Annotated in this window: 18 protein-coding genes and 1 riboswitch; of the genes, 8 read left to right on the top strand and 10 right to left on the bottom strand. The window is 44.8% G+C overall.

Features of this window, described 5'->3' with window-relative positions; all coding sequences use genetic code 11:
- Positions 1 to 11: 11 nt before the first annotated feature.
- Entirely contained in the window at positions 12 to 932 is a 921-nt protein-coding gene (locus FHW89_RS08925; RefSeq protein ID WP_172334683.1) for a phosphotransferase family protein, read from the top strand.
- 3 nt (positions 933 to 935) lie between these two features.
- On the opposite strand, the gene FHW89_RS08920 is transcribed toward FHW89_RS08925, so the two are convergent.
- The 4 genes from FHW89_RS08920 to FHW89_RS08905 all read right to left on the bottom strand — a co-directional run bounded on the left by FHW89_RS08920 (position 936) and on the right by FHW89_RS08905 (position 4,287).
- Positions 936 to 1,745 carry an AraC family transcriptional regulator gene (locus FHW89_RS08920; protein ID WP_172334682.1) on the bottom strand — a complete coding sequence of 270 codons (810 nt, stop codon included), beginning with the start codon at positions 1,743 to 1,745 and terminating at the stop codon, positions 936 to 938.
- Between the two features lie 24 nt (positions 1,746 to 1,769).
- Entirely contained in the window at positions 1,770 to 2,795 is a 1,026-nt protein-coding gene (locus FHW89_RS08915; protein WP_172334681.1) for an SDR family NAD(P)-dependent oxidoreductase, read from the bottom strand.
- Positions 2,796 to 3,040: 245 nt separating this feature from the next.
- Positions 3,041 to 3,322 carry a 2Fe-2S iron-sulfur cluster-binding protein gene (locus FHW89_RS08910; RefSeq protein WP_172334680.1) on the bottom strand — a complete coding sequence of 94 codons (282 nt, stop codon included), beginning with the start codon at positions 3,320 to 3,322 and terminating at the stop codon, positions 3,041 to 3,043.
- Positions 3,323 to 3,390: 68 nt separating this feature from the next.
- Positions 3,391 to 4,287: an MBL fold metallo-hydrolase gene (locus FHW89_RS08905; RefSeq protein WP_172334679.1), complete on the bottom strand. Its 897-nt coding sequence runs from the start codon at positions 4,285 to 4,287 to the stop codon at positions 3,391 to 3,393.
- Positions 4,288 to 4,379: 92 nt separating this feature from the next.
- Here FHW89_RS08905 and FHW89_RS08900 point away from each other — a divergent pair, with 92 nt between their 5' ends.
- The 3 genes from FHW89_RS08900 (at position 4,380) to FHW89_RS08890 (ending at position 8,598) form a co-directional block, all read left to right on the top strand.
- On the top strand, positions 4,380 to 4,724 hold the full coding sequence (locus FHW89_RS08900; protein ID WP_172334678.1) for a helix-turn-helix domain-containing protein: 345 nt from the start codon (positions 4,380 to 4,382) through the stop codon (positions 4,722 to 4,724).
- Between the two features lie 138 nt (positions 4,725 to 4,862).
- Positions 4,863 to 5,062: riboswitch (cobalamin riboswitch) on the top strand.
- A gap of 173 nt (positions 5,063 to 5,235) precedes the next feature.
- Positions 5,236 to 7,542 (top strand): 5-methyltetrahydropteroyltriglutamate--homocysteine S-methyltransferase, encoded by a 2,307-nt coding sequence (gene metE, locus FHW89_RS08895; RefSeq protein WP_172334881.1) that lies wholly within the window; start codon positions 5,236 to 5,238, stop codon positions 7,540 to 7,542.
- A gap of 57 nt (positions 7,543 to 7,599) precedes the next feature.
- Positions 7,600 to 8,598 carry a beta-ketoacyl-ACP synthase III gene (locus FHW89_RS08890; RefSeq protein ID WP_172334677.1) on the top strand — a complete coding sequence of 333 codons (999 nt, stop codon included), beginning with the start codon at positions 7,600 to 7,602 and terminating at the stop codon, positions 8,596 to 8,598.
- A 147-nt stretch (positions 8,599 to 8,745) separates the two neighbouring features.
- Here FHW89_RS08890 and FHW89_RS08885 read toward each other — a convergent pair whose 3' ends face one another.
- The 6 genes from FHW89_RS08885 to FHW89_RS08860 form a co-directional block, all read right to left on the bottom strand.
- The gene (locus tag FHW89_RS08885) at positions 8,746 to 9,369 is read right to left on the bottom strand and encodes a porin family protein (RefSeq protein WP_172334676.1); all 624 of its coding nucleotides are present in this window, start codon (positions 9,367 to 9,369) and stop codon (positions 8,746 to 8,748) included.
- A 130-nt stretch (positions 9,370 to 9,499) separates the two neighbouring features.
- On the bottom strand, positions 9,500 to 10,360 hold the full coding sequence (locus FHW89_RS08880) for a YitT family protein (protein WP_172334675.1): 861 nt from the start codon (positions 10,358 to 10,360) through the stop codon (positions 9,500 to 9,502).
- Positions 10,361 to 10,536: 176 nt separating this feature from the next.
- Positions 10,537 to 11,793, bottom strand: a complete 1,257-nt coding sequence (locus FHW89_RS08875; RefSeq protein ID WP_172334674.1) for an aspartate kinase — start codon at positions 11,791 to 11,793, stop codon at positions 10,537 to 10,539.
- Positions 11,794 to 12,600 carry a DUF3298 and DUF4163 domain-containing protein gene (locus FHW89_RS08870; RefSeq protein WP_172334673.1) on the bottom strand — a complete coding sequence of 269 codons (807 nt, stop codon included), beginning with the start codon at positions 12,598 to 12,600 and terminating at the stop codon, positions 11,794 to 11,796.
- A 3-nt stretch (positions 12,601 to 12,603) separates the two neighbouring features.
- Positions 12,604 to 13,071, bottom strand: a complete 468-nt coding sequence (locus tag FHW89_RS08865) for a GNAT family N-acetyltransferase (protein ID WP_172334672.1) — start codon at positions 13,069 to 13,071, stop codon at positions 12,604 to 12,606.
- Positions 13,072 to 13,186: 115 nt separating this feature from the next.
- Positions 13,187 to 13,873: a YggS family pyridoxal phosphate-dependent enzyme gene (locus FHW89_RS08860; RefSeq protein ID WP_172334671.1), complete on the bottom strand. Its 687-nt coding sequence runs from the start codon at positions 13,871 to 13,873 to the stop codon at positions 13,187 to 13,189.
- A 180-nt stretch (positions 13,874 to 14,053) separates the two neighbouring features.
- On the opposite strand from FHW89_RS08860, the gene FHW89_RS08855 reads away from it, so the two are divergent.
- The 4 genes from FHW89_RS08855 (at position 14,054) to FHW89_RS08840 (ending at position 18,609) form a co-directional block, all read left to right on the top strand.
- Positions 14,054 to 14,620 (top strand): DUF4296 domain-containing protein, encoded by a 567-nt coding sequence (locus tag FHW89_RS08855; protein WP_172334670.1) that lies wholly within the window; start codon positions 14,054 to 14,056, stop codon positions 14,618 to 14,620.
- Positions 14,601 to 16,967 carry an endonuclease MutS2 gene (locus tag FHW89_RS08850; RefSeq protein ID WP_172334669.1) on the top strand — a complete coding sequence of 789 codons (2,367 nt, stop codon included), beginning with the start codon at positions 14,601 to 14,603 and terminating at the stop codon, positions 16,965 to 16,967. The genes FHW89_RS08855 and FHW89_RS08850 overlap by 20 nt, the downstream gene beginning before the upstream one ends.
- A 124-nt stretch (positions 16,968 to 17,091) precedes the next feature.
- Entirely contained in the window at positions 17,092 to 17,454 is a 363-nt protein-coding gene (locus FHW89_RS08845; RefSeq protein ID WP_172334668.1) for a VOC family protein, read from the top strand.
- 69 nt (positions 17,455 to 17,523) lie between these two features.
- Positions 17,524 to 18,609, top strand: a complete 1,086-nt coding sequence (locus FHW89_RS08840) for an SGNH/GDSL hydrolase family protein (RefSeq protein WP_172334667.1) — start codon at positions 17,524 to 17,526, stop codon at positions 18,607 to 18,609.
- Positions 18,610 to 18,696 lie beyond the last annotated feature (87 nt).

Raw genomic sequence — 18,696 nt, 5'->3', positions numbered from 1 at the left:
CAGGAAAATATATGCATATAGACCTTAATTCCCTGACTGTTTTTTTACATCAGCAATTTACCCATGTTACCGAAATTATAGCTATCGCGGATGGCTGGTGGTCGCAGGCTTTCTCTTTTAAAACAGCTGGGGAAGTACGGGTTATCAGAATAAGTAAACACCCTGTCGATTTTGGGAAAGATATATTTGCTTACACTCACATTAATAGTACCGCGATACCCATCCCAGAAGTTATGGCTATCGGGAAGTACGATGAAGAGCTATTTTATTGTATTTCCAGGTATGTAGCAGGCACCCCTTCGGATCAAATTATGGATATATACGCATCTGAGCCCAATATGGAGATAGCTCAAACCGTAATAACGCAGCTTGTAGCTATTCACGAGCTTGATACCGGTAAGCTTAGCGGTTGGGGTTATACCGATGAAAACGGGAACGGCATCTTTGGGAGCTGGGCAGAGCATCTTCTGGCTATCCATAATGGCAAATACACCATTGCCTGGCAGGAGCTGGCCAAAACTACCTGGCTTAATGGCGATTTGTTTATCCGTTTAACCGAGCGGATGAAAAGCTATTTTCCGTACCTGCCCAAAGAGAAACACGTATTGCACGGCGACTATGGCTATGATAATTTACTGCTGACATCCGATCACCGGGTAGCTGCCGTTATTGACTGGGCAGAAATGCTGCTGGGCGATCCTTTGTATGACTTGATCCATATGGATGAACCCTGGGATGAGGACGCAAGGCTCATCTATGTGGATGTATGGAAAGCGGCCATGAAAAACAACCCCAAAGCATTACTCCATTTTGAGGAACGCCTGCAATGTTATATCATTCATTATACGTTATTCCATTTACACATCCATACCGTTAGGAACGAGCGGGAGGATTATGACTATATTGAGCAATGGGCCAACGAAAACCTGTGAGCACTAAAACCCGGCCATGTTGGTAGGCGTATAGCTGAAATGTTTTTTAAAGGCCGAAGTAAAGTGGGAGAGATTTTCAAAACCAACCTCTGCATATACTTCTGATGGTCGCCGGTTTTGTTCCCTAATCTGGTAGTGGGCCAGCTCCAGTCGTTTTTGGGTAAGCCATTTTTGTGGTGTGGTGCCAAAGGCTTTTTTAAAATCGCGCTTAAAGGTGGTGAGACTACGACCGGTTAAATACCCAAACTTTTCCATCGTCATGTTGAACATGAAATTCCGTTCCATAAAATCGCTGAGGTTCATTTTGCCGGGTTCATCAAAATTGGCCAGTATGCCATCAATATCCTTGTCGATAGTGCGGAGGATATTGATGGCTTCCTCTATTTTCAGTGCAGCGATACTTTCGGGCAAGGGCTCTTCCAGGTCAAAATAGGGTATCAGCGATGCCAGGCAACTTTCCAGCAGCGGGTGCTTACCAAAATTGCGGATACCCTGGTCATAAAAATGCCTGCTTTTGGCCCGGTTCTTCGCGTAAAAGTCCTTCAATATTTTTGGGGTAAGATGCATCACCACCGTTTTATGCGGCTGCCCGTTCTTTGGATAATTGATAGCCGTAGCCAGTTGGTTACGGGGGATGAGAAAAATATCGCCAGCCCCAAACAGATAGGTAGTATTGGTTTGCACTATTTTGGTTTCGCCCGATATAAACCATACCAGCATATGCTGCTCAAACAATACCTCCGTGCGGAAGGATTGTGCATCAAAGTAGGATAGTTTGATGTCGGGCGTTAAATAGTGTATCTTAAAATCCATTGTTCAATTATCCAAAGATAGTGATCAATTGGCTTCGAAGGTTATGCCGGTCAGGTCTTCGCTTAAAGCCCACAGTTTTTGGGCATAGCCTGCATCCACCGCGTATGGTTTTACACCCCGTAAGGTTGACGGATCATCATAACGGTGCTCAATCTGCCCACGATCCAGTTCGGCAATGTCTGCATCTTCACAATACACACCACCAATATGATCCAATTGCGGGCTCACCGCGCACCATACTGATGTAGCTGCGCCCTGCTCCACATTTTTTAAAACGGCCGCTACTTCGGGCTTTAAATTGCCATCGGAATCATGGGTGCCCATTTGCTGGAACAATTCCATAGGGGCAATCCTGCCCAGATCGGTACCAATCACCGAACCCGGATGCAGCGAAAACGCACGTATCCCAGAGTTTTTACCCCGATGATCCAGCTCCACACTAAACAAGTTGTTAGCTGTTTTGGAATGACCATAACCCTGTAAAGTTTCGTAAGGGCGATGCAGAAAGTTTGGGTCCTCAAAATCAAAAGGCGCTATCTGGTGCCCGAATGAGGATACATTGATCACCCGGGCACCGTTCGCTTTTTTCAAGGCAGGCCAAAGCCGGGCGGTAAGCTGAAAATGCCCCAGGTGATTAGTGGATAACTGCGATTCGTAACCCCGGCTGTCGCGCTGCAGTGGCACCCACATAATACCGGCATTGTTTACCAGAATGTGCAGCGGCTTACCGGTTTTTAAAAAATCGTCGGCAAACGTATCTATAGAGGCAGGATCCATCAGGTCCATAGTGCGGATGCATACATTGTCGATGCCTTGCAGGTTCTGGGCCGCCTTTTTTATGTCGCGGGCGGGTACGGTAACCTGCGCACCAGCCTGAACAAAGGTTTTTACCGTTTCGAGGCCGATACCTGCGTAGCCGCCGGTTACGATGATGTTTTTGCCGGTAAGATCGATGCCTTTGATCACGTCGGTAGTAGTTGATTTAGCGTTAAAGCCCGAGCCTACAGGTTGTTGCAGCGCGCCATTATAATTATCTGTTATTTGTTCCATTTTTTTATTGTTTGTTGATGAAACAAAAGTAGAGGGCTTTAATTAAATAGAATTTGTTTTAAAGGCCAAATGTTTTTGTTTTGCGGGCCTTTTTTAGATCAGTCGCAAACATCCCACAAGCCGCTTCCCGCTCTCCTTTCTTGTCATGCTGAACGTAGTGAAGCATCTAATCGCCGATATACAAAGTTTACGAATAGATCCTTCGTACCTCAGGATGACAAACTTTTTATGATTAGGATGTTTCTTTAAAATACGCCTGATATAGTGACCAATGCATTGGCCAACTCGTCATTTACCTGTACATCACAGGCCAGCACATTGCGGGTAACATGATGATAGCCATTGCTGATTTGCACCAGGCAGGTGCCACAGCTGCCCATACCGCAACATAAACCAAAACCGGGGATAGCCAGTTGGTCAGAGATCAGTGTCATCAGGCTATAGTACTGGTTGGGGTAGGTATGAACCTCGGTGATGCGCCCTTGATAGGCTACTTTAAATAGAATAGTATTTTCGTTTGCAGGCATTTGAAATGTAAATATCGGGAGAAAGAAGAACTAATTTTTTATTTCGCCCGATAGTCACAAGTTTTATATCATTCCACCACCCATGTAAACGCATCATTGTGCTTTTCAATATGCCCAAAACCCGGCCAGGGTAAATGATAACCGAAGACCCGTTGTTTTGATGTGGCAAATTCTTTAAGAATTGATTGGCGTGTACGGGCGGCCAAATCAAAATCAATATCGAAAACAGTACCCCATTCGGGTTTAGCAAACAGCACGATCTCGTCATGAAAAATATCGGCCATATGAATGAATTTTTCATTGCCCGAAATGATCGTGAACATACAATGGCCCGGTGTGTGCCCGGGTGTAAGTATGGGTTGCAAAAAATCAAATAGCGGCTCATCGGTATTGAATAGCTGTAACTTTCCGCTTATCTGCGTAAAGAAAAATTGGATCTCCTGCTGGAGCGATTGAAGTGAGGATAGCAGACTTTTACTTTTAGAGAAATCGGCATGATCATCCTGCCAAAAATCAAATTCTTTTTGGTGCAGATGGATCTTCGCGTTTGGGAAAACCAGTTGGCCGCTATGGCTTATCAGACCGCTAAAATGATCGGGGTGAGCATGGGTGAGTATAATATCGGTGAGATCGGCGGGTTTAATTCCGGCGGCATACAGATTGCCTGCTAATTTACCAGCGCCGGGTCTGGCTTTGTCACCGTTGCCTGCATCGATCATGATGGTCTTATCCGGCGATGTGAATACCATAATATTATGAGGCAGCATAAAGTGCGCGGTCAGGTTATTGTGGTTTTCCCGTAACTGTTTCAGTTCTGCAGGTGGTATACCGGGAGCAAAGCAGCCGTTATCATATTCTACATCTCCATCTGTAATAACCAACAGATTAAATGATTCAAAATGGTAACTTTTAACACCCGGAACCGGGTTTGTTTTTATAGCTGATATTTCTGAGTTCTTGGTCATATTATTTGTTTTTATCGCTGGCAAATGTCCCGGTTTTTGCTGATCATCGGCAAAAGACTATATTTATATGCTTAGGCAATAATTTTAGACTAATGGCAAAATCGATCACCCGTAAAACAAAAAATTTTAACCCAACCAACTGCGCGGTAACCTATTGTATGAATATTATTGGGGGCAAATGGAAACCGGTGATCATTCACCTGATCAGGAACGGAACCAACCGATACAGCTTAATGCAGAAAGGCATCCCCGAAATAAGCAAGCAAACCCTCACCAATCAATTGCGTGAGTTGGAGGTAGACGGCGTATTGGAAAGAGTAGTTTTTGCCGAAGTGCCACCCCGGGTTGAATATCATATCAGCCAGCATGGCCAAACGTTACTGCCTATTATTGATGCCATGAAAGCGTGGGGATATGCCAACATGGGGAAATCGTAATCATTATTGACAGCAGAACATTTGCACATCTGCACATTTGTAATTTGCACATCTAAAAAACTTGTCCTATGGCAATTTCCTGCGTACGTTGATTATCGTGTTCCATTAAAGCCTATATTTGTTGTAATAAAGTTCTTTACTTTTTTTCAGCAATATGGTTTCCTGCCTGTGGAGGGCAGGGATTAAAAAGGAACCGTGTGTAAATCGCGGGCTGTCGCGCAACTGTAAGTAATACAAAAAGTTGTTGCCGGTAAGGTCCATTATTCCATCCAAACGGAATGAGAAGGACGGCAACAATATTACAAGCCAGGATACTTGCCCTATTGTATAAAAGACAATGCTTTCGCGTTTTGAAGCAGTAGTCAAAGAAAAAGGATAACCGCCGGCGCCCCTTTTTAGCGGCCTGCGCGTTGTTGTGCTTTTGCCTTTTATTACCATTTCCCGAAAGCATACCGAAAACCGTAAGGAGCATTAATTCAATTTAATGTTTAACCAAAAAAGTTTTATGCGTATGCTCAAAAACAATCTCGGGTATCCTCGTGTAGGTGCCCTCCGTGAACTTAAAAAGGCCAGTGAGGCGTATTGGGCCGGCCAATTTACCCGCGACGAGCTGTTTGCCGTTGCCCGCCAGATCAGGATCAGCAACTGGAAAACCCAGGTTGATGCCGGTATCGATCTGATTCCCTGTAACGATTTTAGCTTTTATGACCAGGTGCTGGATACTTCGCTCATGCTGGGTGTTATCCCTGAGCGTTACACCCCTGTTTTAACCCAAAACAAAGCCAATACCGAGATCGACCTGTACTTTGCCATGGCTCGCGGTTACCAGAAAGATGGCCTGGATGTAACCGCCATGGAAATGACCAAATGGTTTGATACCAACTACCACTACATTGTGCCCGAGTTTATACAAAACCAGCAGTTCCGGGTGTTTTCAGAAAAAGTATTTGATGAATTTACGCTGGCTAAACAACATACCGGTACTACACCAAAACCGGTGCTGATCGGTCCGGTAAGTTACCTGTTGCTGGGTAAAGAGAAACAAGCAGGCTTTAATAAGATCGATCTGATCAAAAAACTGGTGCCTGTTTATATCGAAGTATTGAAACGCCTGAAAGAGTATGGCGCGGTTTGGGTACAAGTAGATGAGCCTTTCCTGGCGCTTGATTTGACCCAGGCCGAAAAAGACGCCTTTGTATACGCTTACAACGAGATCAGCAAAAATACTCCGGGTATCAAAATACTGCTTACCACTTATTTTGAAAGTCTGAAGGATAATACCCAGCTGGCCGTAAACCTGCCGGTAAGCGCCCTGCATATCGACCTGGTACGTGCCCCGCAGCAACTGGATGAGGTGCTTACCTTGCTGCCCGAAAAACTGAGCCTGTCGGTAGGTGTTATTGATGGCCGCAACATCTGGAAAAACGATTACATCAAATCCATATCGCACATCAGAAAAGCTATCGCGGTATTGGGTAAGGATAGGGTGATCATCGCGCCAAGCTGCTCTCTGCTGCATACACCTTTTGACCTCGACCTGGAAACTACCATCAACCATGAGATCAAAAACTGGATGGCCTTTGCCAAGCAAAAGCTGAACGAGGTGAACGAGCTGGCCCAGATCATTGAAGGTAATAACGACTTGCTGCAGGCTAATATCCAGGCCATCAGCAGCCGTAACTTGTCGAAGTTGATCCACAAACAGGAGGTTAAACAACGTGCCGCTTTTATCACTGATGCCGACGCACGCCGGGACAGTCCATTCAGTGATCGCCAAAAAATACAGCAGCAGCGTTTTAACTTACCCCTGTACCCTACAACTACCATAGGCTCGTTTCCGCAAACTAATGATATCCGCACGCTGCGTGCACGCCTCAAAAAAGGCGAACTGACCGAGGCGCAGTACGACGAGCAGATAGAAAAAGCCACTATCGAAGCCATCCGCTGGCAGGAAGAGATCGACCTGGATGTATTGGTACATGGCGAGTTTGAACGTAACGACATGGTAGAGTACTTTGGCGAGCGTTTGGATGGTTTCCTGTTCACCAAAAATGGCTGGGTACAAAGCTACGGCAGCCGCTGTGTTAAACCGCCGGTAATTTATGGTGATGTAAGCCGCCCGGCAGATATGACCGTTCGCTGGAGCAGCTTTGCCCAGGCCAATACCAACAAATTGATGAAAGGTATGCTTACCGGTCCGGTTACTATACTGCAATGGTCGTTTGTGCGCGATGATCAGCCCCGCTCCGAAACCACCTACCAGATAGCCCTGGCCATCCGCGATGAAGTGGTTGCCCTGGAGCAAGCCGGTATCAAAGTGATACAGATTGACGAACCCGCGATACGCGAAGGTTTGCCGTTGCGTAAAAACGATTGGGAAAGCTACCTGAACTGGGCCGTACGTGCTTTCCGTATATCGGCCAGTGGGGTGAAGGACGAAACACAGATCCATACCCACATGTGCTATAGTGAGTTTAACGATATCATTGGAAACATTGCCGATATGGACGCCGATGTGATCACCATTGAAACCTCGCGCTCGCAAATGGAACTGCTTAATGCCTTTGCCGATTTTAAATATCCTAATGAAATTGGCCCGGGTGTTTATGATATCCACTCGCCCCGCGTACCTACGGTTGATGAGATGGCCACGCTGCTCGAAAAAGCTTCGGCATTACTGCCGGCACGCAATTTATGGGTTAATCCCGACTGTGGTTTGAAGACACGTAAATGGCCCGAAACACAAACCGCGCTGGTGAATATGGTGCAGGCTGCAAAACAACTTCGTCAGTTAGTTGTAGAAACAACAGTTTCCTGACGTCAAAAACAGGCAATTTCCGTATAATTGCCTGTTTTTTGAAGAATTTTAGTATTTATGAAGTTAAAGAGCAGCGCAGTTATAACGGGTATAGGTGGTTATGTTCCAGATAGTATCCTGAGTAACAGTGATTTAGAAAAAATGGTTGATACAAACAGCGAATGGATAGTATCAAGAACAGGAATAAAGGAAAGAAGAATTTTAACCGATAAAACGCTCGCTACTTCTGATATGGCCACCTGGGCCATAAAAAATTTATTAGATAGTACTAAAGTCTCTCCCGATGAAATTGATTGTGTAATCATCGCCACATCAACCCCCGATCATTTATTATTATCAACTGCCAGCATTGTTTGCGATAAGGTGGGTATGTCCAATGCCTGGGCAACAGATGTAAACGCTGCCTGTAGTGGATTTTTGTATGCCTACACCCTGGGATCAAGCCTGGTGGAAGGCGGCCGTTATAAAAAAGTGATTGTGGTAGGTGCCGACCAGAACAGCGCTATCATCAATTATAAAGACAGAAACACCTGTATACTTTTTGGTGATGGGGCAGGAGCGGTTTTAATTGAACCTACTACTGATGGTACCGGCTTAATTGACAGTGTATTTAAAACCGAAGGCAAAGGCCGGGAGCATTTACTGGTACCGGGCGGGGGCTCAAAAGTTCCGGCAACGGCCGAGAGTGTTGCTGCCAACAAACATTTTATTCACCAGGATGGCCGGGTGGTTTTTAAAGCCGCCATTAACGGTATGACAGATACCTGCAAAGCCGTACTGGAACGTAATAACCTGACTATTGATGATATCAACTGGCTGATACCGCACCAGGCCAATTACCGCATTATACATGCCGTTGGGGATCATTTAGGTTTGCCTGCCGAGCGTGTAAAAGTGAATATTGAAAGATACGGGAACACAACTGCTGCCACCATACCGCTTTGTCTTTGGGATTTTAAAAACGACTTTAAATATAACGACAACATGATACTGACGGCCTTTGGGGCCGGGTTTTCATGGGGTGCCACCCTGCTAAAATGGGGTAAGCTGAGATAAGCTTAGCACTTATAAAACAACAAAAGCGGGGCATACCCGCTTTTGTTGTTTTAGCCTTTAGCCTTTAGCCTTTAGCCTTTAGCCTTTAGCCTTTAGCCTTTAGCCTTTAGCCTTTAGCCTTTAGCCTTTAGTCTTTAGCCTTTAGCCTTATTTCAGTATAAAGTTGAAGCCCACATTCAAACTCCCCCGGCCATTTCTGACAGCCGAACCTGGATTTGTTTTAAAGATATCGGTAAGCCCGGCTTGTTCGTCATATTCCAGCAGAAGCTTTATGTTGTCTGATAATCGGATCTTAGTTCCAATTCCGGCTGCTATCCCAAAGTCGGTGTTGTGAAAATAGTCCTTTACATCAACACTAATATCGCTTGCCTTGGCGCCTGCCAGATAACCTACATAAGGGCCAAAATTCAGATACCAGTTGCGTTTTTTGCCAAAATGCCAATTGGCCATTATCGGTAGGGTAATGTAATTTAAGCGATAGTCTGTTTTGAAATTATTGTTGTTGTCGTTGGAAAAAAAGCCATCGCCCCAGCCTTTTTGATCAAAAATTAATTTTGTTTTCAGGCTCCAACGATTCGAGAAGTAAAAGTCGGCAGCTATACCGGCATTAAGTCCGGATTTGTTATCGGCATTAACCAGGCTGCCGCTGCTAACATTGGCATAGCTATAGCCGGCATGGAAACCCAGTTCAACATCGCCCTTTTTCTGTTGGGCAAAAGTAGTTGTAAGGGTTGTAAGAACAAGGGCAGTTGTGGTAAGGATTTTTTTCATGTATATGATTTGGTTTAGGTTGCAAAAGAAATACTTTTTTAGCTAAAAGCAGAAGGCTAAAACCTGAAAAAATATATTGTTACCCGTTCGGTGAAAAAGCTTTTGGCATTATACCCTTCGGCTTTCCTCTTTAATGCAGGCCTTTTCTTTTAAGCAATCCGCCGGTGGTATCGTCAATACTTTGCTGTACAATAAATGCTTTAGGATCGATACCCAGGATGGTTTGTTTAAGCGAAGGGATCTCGAGACGGGTAGCCACGGTAAAAACAATATCCCGCGGATCATTGATATGCCCATCTTTACCGTAGCCGCTTTTGCCCTGGTAAATAGTAACCCCGCGACCCAGCGTTTCGGTAATGGCCTTGCGGATGGCTTCGCTATGGGTTGATATGACGGTGATACCGGAGTATTGTTCGATACCGTTCAAAATAAAGTCGATCATTTTGGCGGCAGCCATGTAAGTAAGGATGGAGTACATAGCGGGCTCCACACCCAAAAAGAAAGCGGCCAAGCTAAATATAAGCACGTTGAGTACCAGAATAAAGTCGCTTACTTTAAGCAGTTGTGTTTTTTTGCTCACCAGCACGGCGGCAATTTCGGTGCCATCAAGCACGGCACCACCACGCATGGCCAAACCACTGCCTGTACCTATAAAAACACCCCCAAATACGGCGGTAAGTAATTTATCATGCGTAACATCGGGGAACTGAACCACAGCCAAAACTATCGCGAGCAGACCAATAGCCAGCGTACTTTTAATAGCGAACTGCAATCCCAGTTTTTTATAGCCCAACCAAAGGAAAGGTACATTGATAATAAAAATAAGTATAGAGATGGGCGCATGTGTGATATCCGATATCAGCATGGCTATACCGGTAGCGCCACCATCAATAAAATGGCTCGATAATAAAAAGCCTTTTAACCCAAATCCGGCAGATAATATTCCCAATCCTATAGTTATTGCATCTTTTACTGTCTTGATTGCGTCCATGCCCAAATATAGCCCTTTGAAGCTAAAAGGAGGCATAAAGGTAGGTTTTTGTTGGGAATTAGCCGGGAAAAACGTACGTCATTACGAGCGAAGCGTGGCAATCCCTAACTCTACAGAGCAGCTCTGCTTATCGGGGATTGCCACGCTTCGCTCGCAATGACGCGTTTGTTTTTTTTCTATTTCAACACCATCTGCGCCGTATTCCTGCTTACCTGTTCCAGCAACACAGTTTTACCGTTGGTTAGCTCTTTCAATGCGCCGTCGGCATGGTGCCTTACCGTGATGAGTGTTAAGCCGGTATTGTATTTTACTTTGAAATCCTGCTGCAAACTGTTCAGCAGTTTTTCAAAGCGCTCTTCGTAAAAGTCAAAACAAACAGAAAAGCTAAGGGCCGAGGTTTGCATTACGTTTACTTTTACCTGGTTCTGCGCAAACAGACCAAAAACATCGCTCAGGTGATCTTCGGTGATAAAAGAATAGTCTTTAGAAGATACCGACAGCAACACCTGGTTTTGTTTAAGGATGATGACCGGTTTTACAAAGCTATTTACGCCATCTTCCTTAATAATAGTCCCCGGCGCCGATGGATCAGAAAACGGTTTAACCAGCAAGGGTATATTGGCATTCTGCAGCGGTTTGATGGTTTTGGGGTGGATGACACTTGCGCCGTAATAGGTCATCTCGATAGCTTCGGAATAGGAGAGCTCATCAAACTTTACCGTATCAGTAAAAAACTTAGGGTCGGCGTTCAGGATACCGGGCACATCCTTCCAGGTAGTTACCGATTCGGCACCCAGGCATGATGCAAAGATGGACGCGGTATAGTCCGATCCCTCACGCCCCAATGTGGTGGTAAAATTCTCAGATGTGCCGCCCAAAAAACCCTGGGTTACAACAATGCCTTTATCCAGCAAAGCCGGGATGCCTTTGGTGATGCTTTCACGGGTTTTATCCCATTGCACTGCGCCTTCACGATAAGTATTATCGGTATGGATATAGCCACGTACATCCAGCCATTGGTTTTTTAACCCTTCTTTATTTAAGTATGCACTGATGATGCGGGTAGATACCAGCTCGCCGATGGATACGATCTGGTCGTAAATAAAATCGTATTCATCATGGGGTTCATCCTCAATCATCCAGTCAATCTCCACAAAAGTGTTGGCTATTTCATCAAACACCGGGTGCTTGGCATCAAACAGCTCATGCAGGATATCGAAATGGTACTGTTTGATGCCTTCGTAGATGAGGTGCATATTGTCCGACTGATCCACATAGGCCCGGGTAAGGCTTTCCAGTGCGTTGGTGGTTTTGCCCATGGCCGATACCACGATAAGTAACTGATTCCCTGTATATTTTTTAACAACGCTGGCCAGGTTAATGATGCCACCGGCATCTTTAACAGACGCGCCTCCGAATTTAAAAACAAGCATTTATTTGATGTATTTGGACACAACCGAACCTGGTCGTAATAATGATTTGATGGATGAATAGGGGATGATGAGGGTTGTTGTACCGCCCGCGTAAGGTTTGATCTCGTAGGAGTTATAAAAGAATTTTAGTCCGACAGGGCTGATCAGGAAATTATCATTCAGCGCGAATTTATTATCCTTAAAAAAGTAATCATTAGCCAGCGAAGCAGTAGGGCTCAGTTTTTCGTCTTTCCTGAAAATGCTTTCGGCGATGGTTCTGAGTTTTTCTTCGTATCCGGTAGTAAAAATATCATCCAGCGTAAGGTCTTTATTAGCTTTAGTATCCCAGTTGATAAAGAATGTAGCAGCGGCACCATGCGCGCCTCCCTGGTAAGTATCGCCGCCAACTTCAAGTGTTGTCAGGCTCGAATCCTGTAATATCACTTTGGCATAGCTGTTCAGCTTGTAATACATAGCCAGTTTGGGCTCAGTTTTCTTCAAATCATTGTACGATTTAAAGAAAGCCTTGTTCATAAGCTCAATGGTGCTATCTGGCTGCCCATCCATGGCAAACAGGCCTCTTATCTTCTGGGTGATAGAGTCGTTCAGCTTTTTCTGCCCTGTAAAAACCGGGTATTTGATGGTTACTACAGCACAGGCACTGTCTGGCTTATTGCCGCAATCTGCCGCACGCTCATGTATGTTTTTGTAGGTATAGGAAAGCGTGTCGGCACTGGTAGTGTCCTTCTGCTTTGATGGAACACCCCATTGGCATGACGCGAAAGCGAAACTAACAACGATAAAATAAAACAGGTAGCTGGTTTTCATGGCTTAATAGTTTAAAAGCTGTTCTTTTGATAAGGAGGCATTGAGCCACCCGGCCTCAATATTGGCTTCGTATTTTTTATAAAAATTGATGGCCGGCTCGTTCCAGTCGAGCACTTGCCATACCATACCGCTAAAGCCTAATTCTTTGGCTTCGGCAATTAGTACGTTGAATAATAATTTACCAACACCTTTGCCGCGATATTGTTCGGTAATAATCAGGTCTTCCAAATATAAGCGGCAGCCTTTCCAGGTAGAGTAGCGTACATAATAAACCGCGAAGCCAATTATCTGACCCTCAGCTTCGGCAACAAAAGCCTTCCAAACAGGTTTAGGGCCAAAGCCGGCATCCTCAAACTCCTGCAGACTTACGGTTACCTCTTCGGGCGCTTTTTCAAAAAGGGCCAATTCATGCACCAGCTCCATTAAACGCGGACAGTCTTCTTTGCGGGCAATTCTTATATCGATGTTCATTAGTTCAATTGTTCATTAGGTTTTGCAAACCAATAAAATTTATTTTTGTAATTATGAAAAACTATTCAGACGATCGGGCAACCACTCACTTAATCAACCCAATCTAACCACTCACTTAATTATTTTTCCAGTGCTTAATAACACGGTTGCCAAAAATGGTGCTGCCTACGCGTACCATATTACTACCCTGTTCAATGGCCAGTTTATAATCTGATGACATGCCCATCGACAGGGTATCAAAAGTATCTATCTTGCGGAAATAGCTTTGCTTAATGCCGTCAAAAAATGTCTTCAGTTCGTAATATTCTTCTTTGATCTGTTTTTCGTTATCGGTATTGGTGGCAATACCCATCAGTCCGCGAATGCGTACGTTATTAAACGTTACAAACTCATCTGAGCGCAGCAGTTCAATGGCTTCGTCAAAACCCAGGCCGTATTTGGTTTCTTCATCGGCGATATATATCTGTAACAGGCAATCTATAATACGGCCAGCTTTTTCCGCATGTTTGTTGATCTCATGCAGCAGTTTCAGGCTGTCGACAGATTGGATCATGCTCACAAAAGGAGCAATATATTTAACCTTATTGCTTTGTAAATGCCCTATCAGGTGCCATTTAATATCTTTAGGTAGCTGCTCATATTTCTCTACCAACTCCTGCACGGTGTTTTCGCCAAACAGGCGCTGCCCTGCATCATAGGCCTCCTGCAGGTCGGCAGCAGGTTTAGTTTTCGACACCGCCAATAAAGTTACCCCCGGGCCCGTTTCTTTTTTTAAACTTTTGATATTATCTGCAATGCTCATTTATCCGTAAATTTGCTTAATTATTAAGGGCCTCACTCAAATACACGCCATCCCGATAGCTATCGGGAGAGAGGACTTTAGCCCTGTTCTTTTTTGAACCTTCTCCCGATGGCTATCGGGATGGAGAGGGCAGGGTGAGGCTCTTTGAATATTTTACTTAATTAGCCGCTAAATTACAGAATGCATAAATATTTAACCTTGTTTTTTTCAGTATCACTACTTTTATGTGCCTGTAAAAACGATAAACCGCCCGGCGGACTTATAAAACCTGATGCGATGGCTGGTTTACTGACCGAAATTCACATCATTGACGGACATTTATACTCTGGGTTGCAAACACCGGATACGCTGTACAAATATGGTATGGGCAATTATCTGGCCGCCTTTGAACGGTTCCATACCGACTCCGGAACTTTTAAAAGGAGCATGAATTATTATGCCAAATACCCGGACAAGCTTACCGATATATATGATAAGGTTGATGAGCGGATCAAAGCCCTGGCCGATTCGGTTAACAAGCTACAGGCCATAAACCGCAAGGCTGAATTAAAAGCCGATTCTATCAAAATGGCTCATAAGGCCGATTCTATTAAAAAAGCTGTTCACAAAGCCATAAAGCCGGTAAACAAGGCCGACTCTATCAAAAAGGCCGCAAACAAGCTTGATTCTATCAAAAAGGCCATGAAAAAGGCTGATTTTCTAAAAAAGTTAAAACAAAAACATCCTGATGCTTTACCCAAAAAATAGTGTTGATAAGCTGGGGTTTACCGAGGTAAAAGAATTAATTAAAGCGCATTGCCTGAGCGAAATGGGTCAACAAATGGTTGACAAGATACAGGTGATGAGCAATTACGACCTGATATACAAGTTCCTGAACCAGGCCAACGAGTTTAAAAATATCCTGGTTAATGATGCTGCCTTACCCATTCATCACTTTTTCGATATAAAAACCTTAGCCAACAAAGCCCGTATTGAGGGCGTATTTTTGTCTGAGGAAGAATTTTACCAGGTGCAAACCTCCCTGCAAACCGTATTCGCGGTGATCGCTTACTTTAGCGAGCGGGAAGGGTTATACCCCAACCTCGAAGCCTTATTTGAACACCTGCCTATTGAAAAGGCGATCCTGAAAAAGATTGACGCCGTTATTGACCCTAAAGGCAAGATCCGTCCCAACGCTTCGCGCGAGCTGAATGAAATTACCCTGGGCATTGCCAAGGCCGAACAAGAGGCCCGCAAAAAGATAGACCAGATATTTAAAGCCGCATCCGGCAGTGGTTGGACGGCCGATGGCTCACTCACCGTACGCGATGGTAGGCTGTGTATCCCGCTGCTGGCCGAAAATAAACGCAAACTCAAAGGGTTTATCCATGATGAATCCGCATCGGGCCAAACAGTTTATATGGAGCCCGAGGAAGTGTTTACCTTGAACAACCGCGTGCGCGACCTGGAGTTTGAACGCCGCCGGGAAATAGTTAAAATACTAACTGCCTTAACCGATGAATTGCGACCCTATACGCCGCTTTTACTATCCTATCATGGCCTGTTAACCAAGCTTGATTTTGTACGTGCCAAAGCCTTATTCGCTATTGATATCGAGGCCGAAATGCCGCAGGTGGTTAATGAAGCCCGTTTAAAATTGTATAACGCCCGTCACCCGCTGTTGTTCCTAAATTTCAAGAACGAGCAGAAAACGGTAGTTCCGCTCAATGTGCATATTGACGAAGGTACCCGCATTATTGTGGTATCGGGGCCGAATGCGGGTGGTAAGTCGGTTTGTATGAAAACCGTTGGTTTACTGCAAATGATGGTGCAGGCCGGTTTGCTGATCCCGGCTGCCGAAGCCAGCGTGGTTGGGGTGTTTAAACAAATGTTTGTGGATATTGGCGATGACCAGTCGATCGAGAGCGATTTGAGTACCTATAGCGCGCACCTGAGCAAAATGAAAACTTTTGTGGAAGATGCTAACGGCAAAACGCTCATCCTGATTGATGAGTTTGGTACCGGAACTGATCCGCAGTTTGGCGGCCCTATTGCCGAGGCTGTGCTGGAATCTCTGAACCATAAAAAGGTTCGGGGGATGGTCACCACGCACTACTCCAACCTCAAAATATTTGCCAGTAATACCGAGGGTATCGAAAATGCTTCGATGCTGTTTAATAACGTGGAGATGAAACCGCTTTACCAGTTAGAAATTGGCAAGCCCGGCAGTTCCTACGCGTTTGAGATCGCTCAGAAAATAGGTTTACCGGCCAATGTGCTTAACCTCGCCAAAAATAAAATAAGCGAAGGCCAGAAAAAAGTAGATACCCTGCTGGTTGACCTGGAACGCGAAAAGCGCGAAATATTTGAAACCAAGCAAAAGCTGGATAAGCAGCAACGCCGTGTAAACGAACTGCAAACCGAAAACGAGAAGCTGAAAAGCTACCTGGACGAGAACAAAAAAGTGCTGATCAAAGAGGCTAAGGATCAGGCTAAAAACATCATCCTGAATGCCAATAAGCTGGTGGAGAATACCATATCCGAAATAAAAAGCAGCAATGCCGATAAGGAGGTAACCCGTGCCCTGCGCGAAAACCTGAATACCGAGCTTAAAAAGAATACCGTTAAAGTTGAACCCGTAAAACCAAACCCGGCAGCTGCAGACGAAGAGTTGAAACCCGGCGATTGGGTGAAACTAACCGATTCGGAAACTACCGGGCAGGTGATCGAGCTGATCAAGGACAATGTGGTAATTGCCATTGGCGACCTGCGTACCGTGGCCAAAAAGAAACGGGTTGTCAAAGTTTCCAAATCGTCGGTACCGAAGGATATCCGCAGAAACTTTAGCTCGCACACCAATGATCTGGCTAGTTTTAGTCCGGAGATTGATGTGCGGGGGATGCGTACCGAAGATGCCCTGCACGCCATTGAAAAACTGTTTGACCGCGCCTTGATGATGGGCTTCAATAACCTCAAAATCATTCATGGTAAAGGCGATGGTATCCTGCGTAAAATGATCAGGCAGTACCTCAAAAAGTACGACCAGGTAGATCGCCTGGAAGATGAACACGCCGACCGCGGCGGCGATGGTATAACATATGCATATTTAAAGTAAATTAGCTGTTAAAATAAGTATCGAGTAGTTAGTATCAAGTATCAAGATTGCTTAAATGCGGCATCTGCTGTCAATAAAAAAGTCGTGATACTTGATACTAACTACTCGATACTAAACGTAAATTATGGCATTAAAAAGTATCACTCCTATGTTATATACGCTTCGTGTTAAGGAAAGCGTTGATTTTTATGTTAGTAATCTGGGTTTTACCTGCGTTGGTTTTGATGAAGACTGGGGCTGGGCAACCGTGAGCAGGGATGATATCGAAATTATGATCGCGCTCCCCAATGAGCACGAAACCTTTACCGTGCCCAAATTCACGGGCTCTTTTTACATCCGCACCAATAACGTGGATGAGCTATGGAATGAGTTGAAGGAAAAAGCGGTGATCTGCTATCCTATTGAAGATTTTAACTATGGTATGCGGGAGTTCGCGGTTTTTGATAACAATGCCTATATACTGCAGTTTGGCACGCCTTTGGAATAGTTGGGATTGAAGATTGAGGTTGATTTTATTTAAACAGTTTTTTATAATTTTAAATCACAGCCATTAACCATGCGTAAGATCTGCACTGTAGTTCTGTTCCTTATTTTTGCTATCGGTTTAAGTTGCGCTGATGCTCAGATTGCGGTATTTAAAAGTAAAGACCCGCACATACGTTATACCGGCCGCATCAATATGACCGACGGAGCCGCTGAACTTTACTGGACGGGTTCGTCGGTTAAAATTAACTTTAGCGGTACTGGTGCATCGGTGCTTCTACGGGACGAACGCGGCGAAAACTACTTTACCGTTATTGTTGATGGCAAGGTAGCTAACACCATTCATTTAGACAGTACCAAACGGGTTTACACTTTAGTCGAAGGATTACCCGCCGGAGCACATAGTGTTGAGTTATTTAAACGTACAGAGTGGGAAATGGGCAAAACTACTTTTTACCAGTTTATACTGGCCAAAGAAGCTACTGTTTTGCCTGCGCCACCTGCTAAAAAGCACAGGATAGAGTTTTTTGGTAATTCCATTACCTGCGGATACGCGGTGGAAGATACTACCGGGCAGGATAGGGGCTCCGCGCCCTATGAAAATGGCTATATCAGCTATGCGGCCATTACCGCCCGCCATTTTGATGCCGATTATGTATGTACTGCTAAAAGTGGTATCGGTGTTATGGTAAGCTGGTTCCCGCTCATTATGCCCGAAATGTATAACCGGCTTAATCCAAAGGATCCCACAAGCTTATGGGATTTTTCCAAATATACGCCGGAGCTGGTGGTGATCAACCTGTTTCAGAACGACTCCTGGATAGTTCAGCAACCCAACAATCAGCAGTTTAAAGAACGCTTTGGCGCCAAAGCACCCGAATCCGACCAGATCATTAAAGCTTACAGGGAGTTTGTAAAAAATATCCGCAAAAAATACCCTAAAGCACAGATCATTTGTGCGCTGGGCAGTATGGACGCTACCAAAGCAGGTTCGCCATGGCCTGGTTATATCGAAAAGGCGGTAGCCAGCCTCAATGATAAGGCAATTTATACCCATTTTTTCCCTTTCAAAAACACTCCCGGACACCCCAGCGCCAAGGAGCAGCAAGTTATGGCCGATGATCTGATCAGCTTTATTGATAAGCAGGTGAAGTGGTAAAACGCCAGTAGAGTCAAGAAATTAGAGTCAGGAATCAAGAAGGAAAAAGCTTTATTATATGGCTATTTCTTACGTCTTGATTCTTGA

Source organism: Mucilaginibacter sp. SG564 (genome assembly GCF_013149275.1).
Taxonomy (GTDB): Bacteria; Bacteroidota; Bacteroidia; order Sphingobacteriales; family Sphingobacteriaceae; genus Mucilaginibacter.
The sequence above is the reverse complement of the archived record's forward strand: the minus strand, read 5'-3'. Positions and strand labels throughout refer to the sequence as shown.

What these genes read in the sequence shown, in the direction of transcription:
- FHW89_RS08910 (WP_172334680.1), bottom strand. Translation starts at nt 3,322, where the DNA reads ATGCCTGCAAACGAAAATACTATTCTATTTAAAGTAGCCTATCAAGGG.
- FHW89_RS08900 (WP_172334678.1), top strand. Translation starts at nt 4,380, where the DNA reads ATGGCAAAATCGATCACCCGTAAAACAAAAAATTTTAACCCAACCAAC.
- FHW89_RS08905 (WP_172334679.1), bottom strand. Translation starts at nt 4,287, where the DNA reads ATGACCAAGAACTCAGAAATATCAGCTATAAAAACAAACCCGGTTCCG.
- FHW89_RS08920 (WP_172334682.1), bottom strand. Translation starts at nt 1,745, where the DNA reads ATGGATTTTAAGATACACTATTTAACGCCCGACATCAAACTATCCTAC.
- FHW89_RS08840 (WP_172334667.1), top strand. Translation starts at nt 17,524, where the DNA reads ATGCGTAAGATCTGCACTGTAGTTCTGTTCCTTATTTTTGCTATCGGT.
- FHW89_RS08870 (WP_172334673.1), bottom strand. Translation starts at nt 12,600, where the DNA reads ATGAAAACCAGCTACCTGTTTTATTTTATCGTTGTTAGTTTCGCTTTC.
- FHW89_RS08855 (WP_172334670.1), top strand. Translation starts at nt 14,054, where the DNA reads ATGCATAAATATTTAACCTTGTTTTTTTCAGTATCACTACTTTTATGT.
- FHW89_RS08925 (WP_172334683.1), top strand. Translation starts at nt 12, where the DNA reads ATGCATATAGACCTTAATTCCCTGACTGTTTTTTTACATCAGCAATTT.
- FHW89_RS08875 (WP_172334674.1), bottom strand. Translation starts at nt 11,793, where the DNA reads ATGCTTGTTTTTAAATTCGGAGGCGCGTCTGTTAAAGATGCCGGTGGC.
- FHW89_RS08865 (WP_172334672.1), bottom strand. Translation starts at nt 13,071, where the DNA reads ATGAACATCGATATAAGAATTGCCCGCAAAGAAGACTGTCCGCGTTTA.
- FHW89_RS08890 (WP_172334677.1), top strand. Translation starts at nt 7,600, where the DNA reads ATGAAGTTAAAGAGCAGCGCAGTTATAACGGGTATAGGTGGTTATGTT.
- FHW89_RS08850 (WP_172334669.1), top strand. Translation starts at nt 14,601, where the DNA reads ATGCTTTACCCAAAAAATAGTGTTGATAAGCTGGGGTTTACCGAGGTA.
- FHW89_RS08860 (WP_172334671.1), bottom strand. Translation starts at nt 13,873, where the DNA reads ATGAGCATTGCAGATAATATCAAAAGTTTAAAAAAAGAAACGGGCCCG.
- FHW89_RS08845 (WP_172334668.1), top strand. Translation starts at nt 17,092, where the DNA reads ATGGCATTAAAAAGTATCACTCCTATGTTATATACGCTTCGTGTTAAG.
- FHW89_RS08915 (WP_172334681.1), bottom strand. Translation starts at nt 2,795, where the DNA reads ATGGAACAAATAACAGATAATTATAATGGCGCGCTGCAACAACCTGTA.
- FHW89_RS08885 (WP_172334676.1), bottom strand. Translation starts at nt 9,369, where the DNA reads ATGAAAAAAATCCTTACCACAACTGCCCTTGTTCTTACAACCCTTACA.
- FHW89_RS08880 (WP_172334675.1), bottom strand. Translation starts at nt 10,360, where the DNA reads ATGGACGCAATCAAGACAGTAAAAGATGCAATAACTATAGGATTGGGA.
- metE (WP_172334881.1), top strand. Translation starts at nt 5,236, where the DNA reads ATGCTCAAAAACAATCTCGGGTATCCTCGTGTAGGTGCCCTCCGTGAA.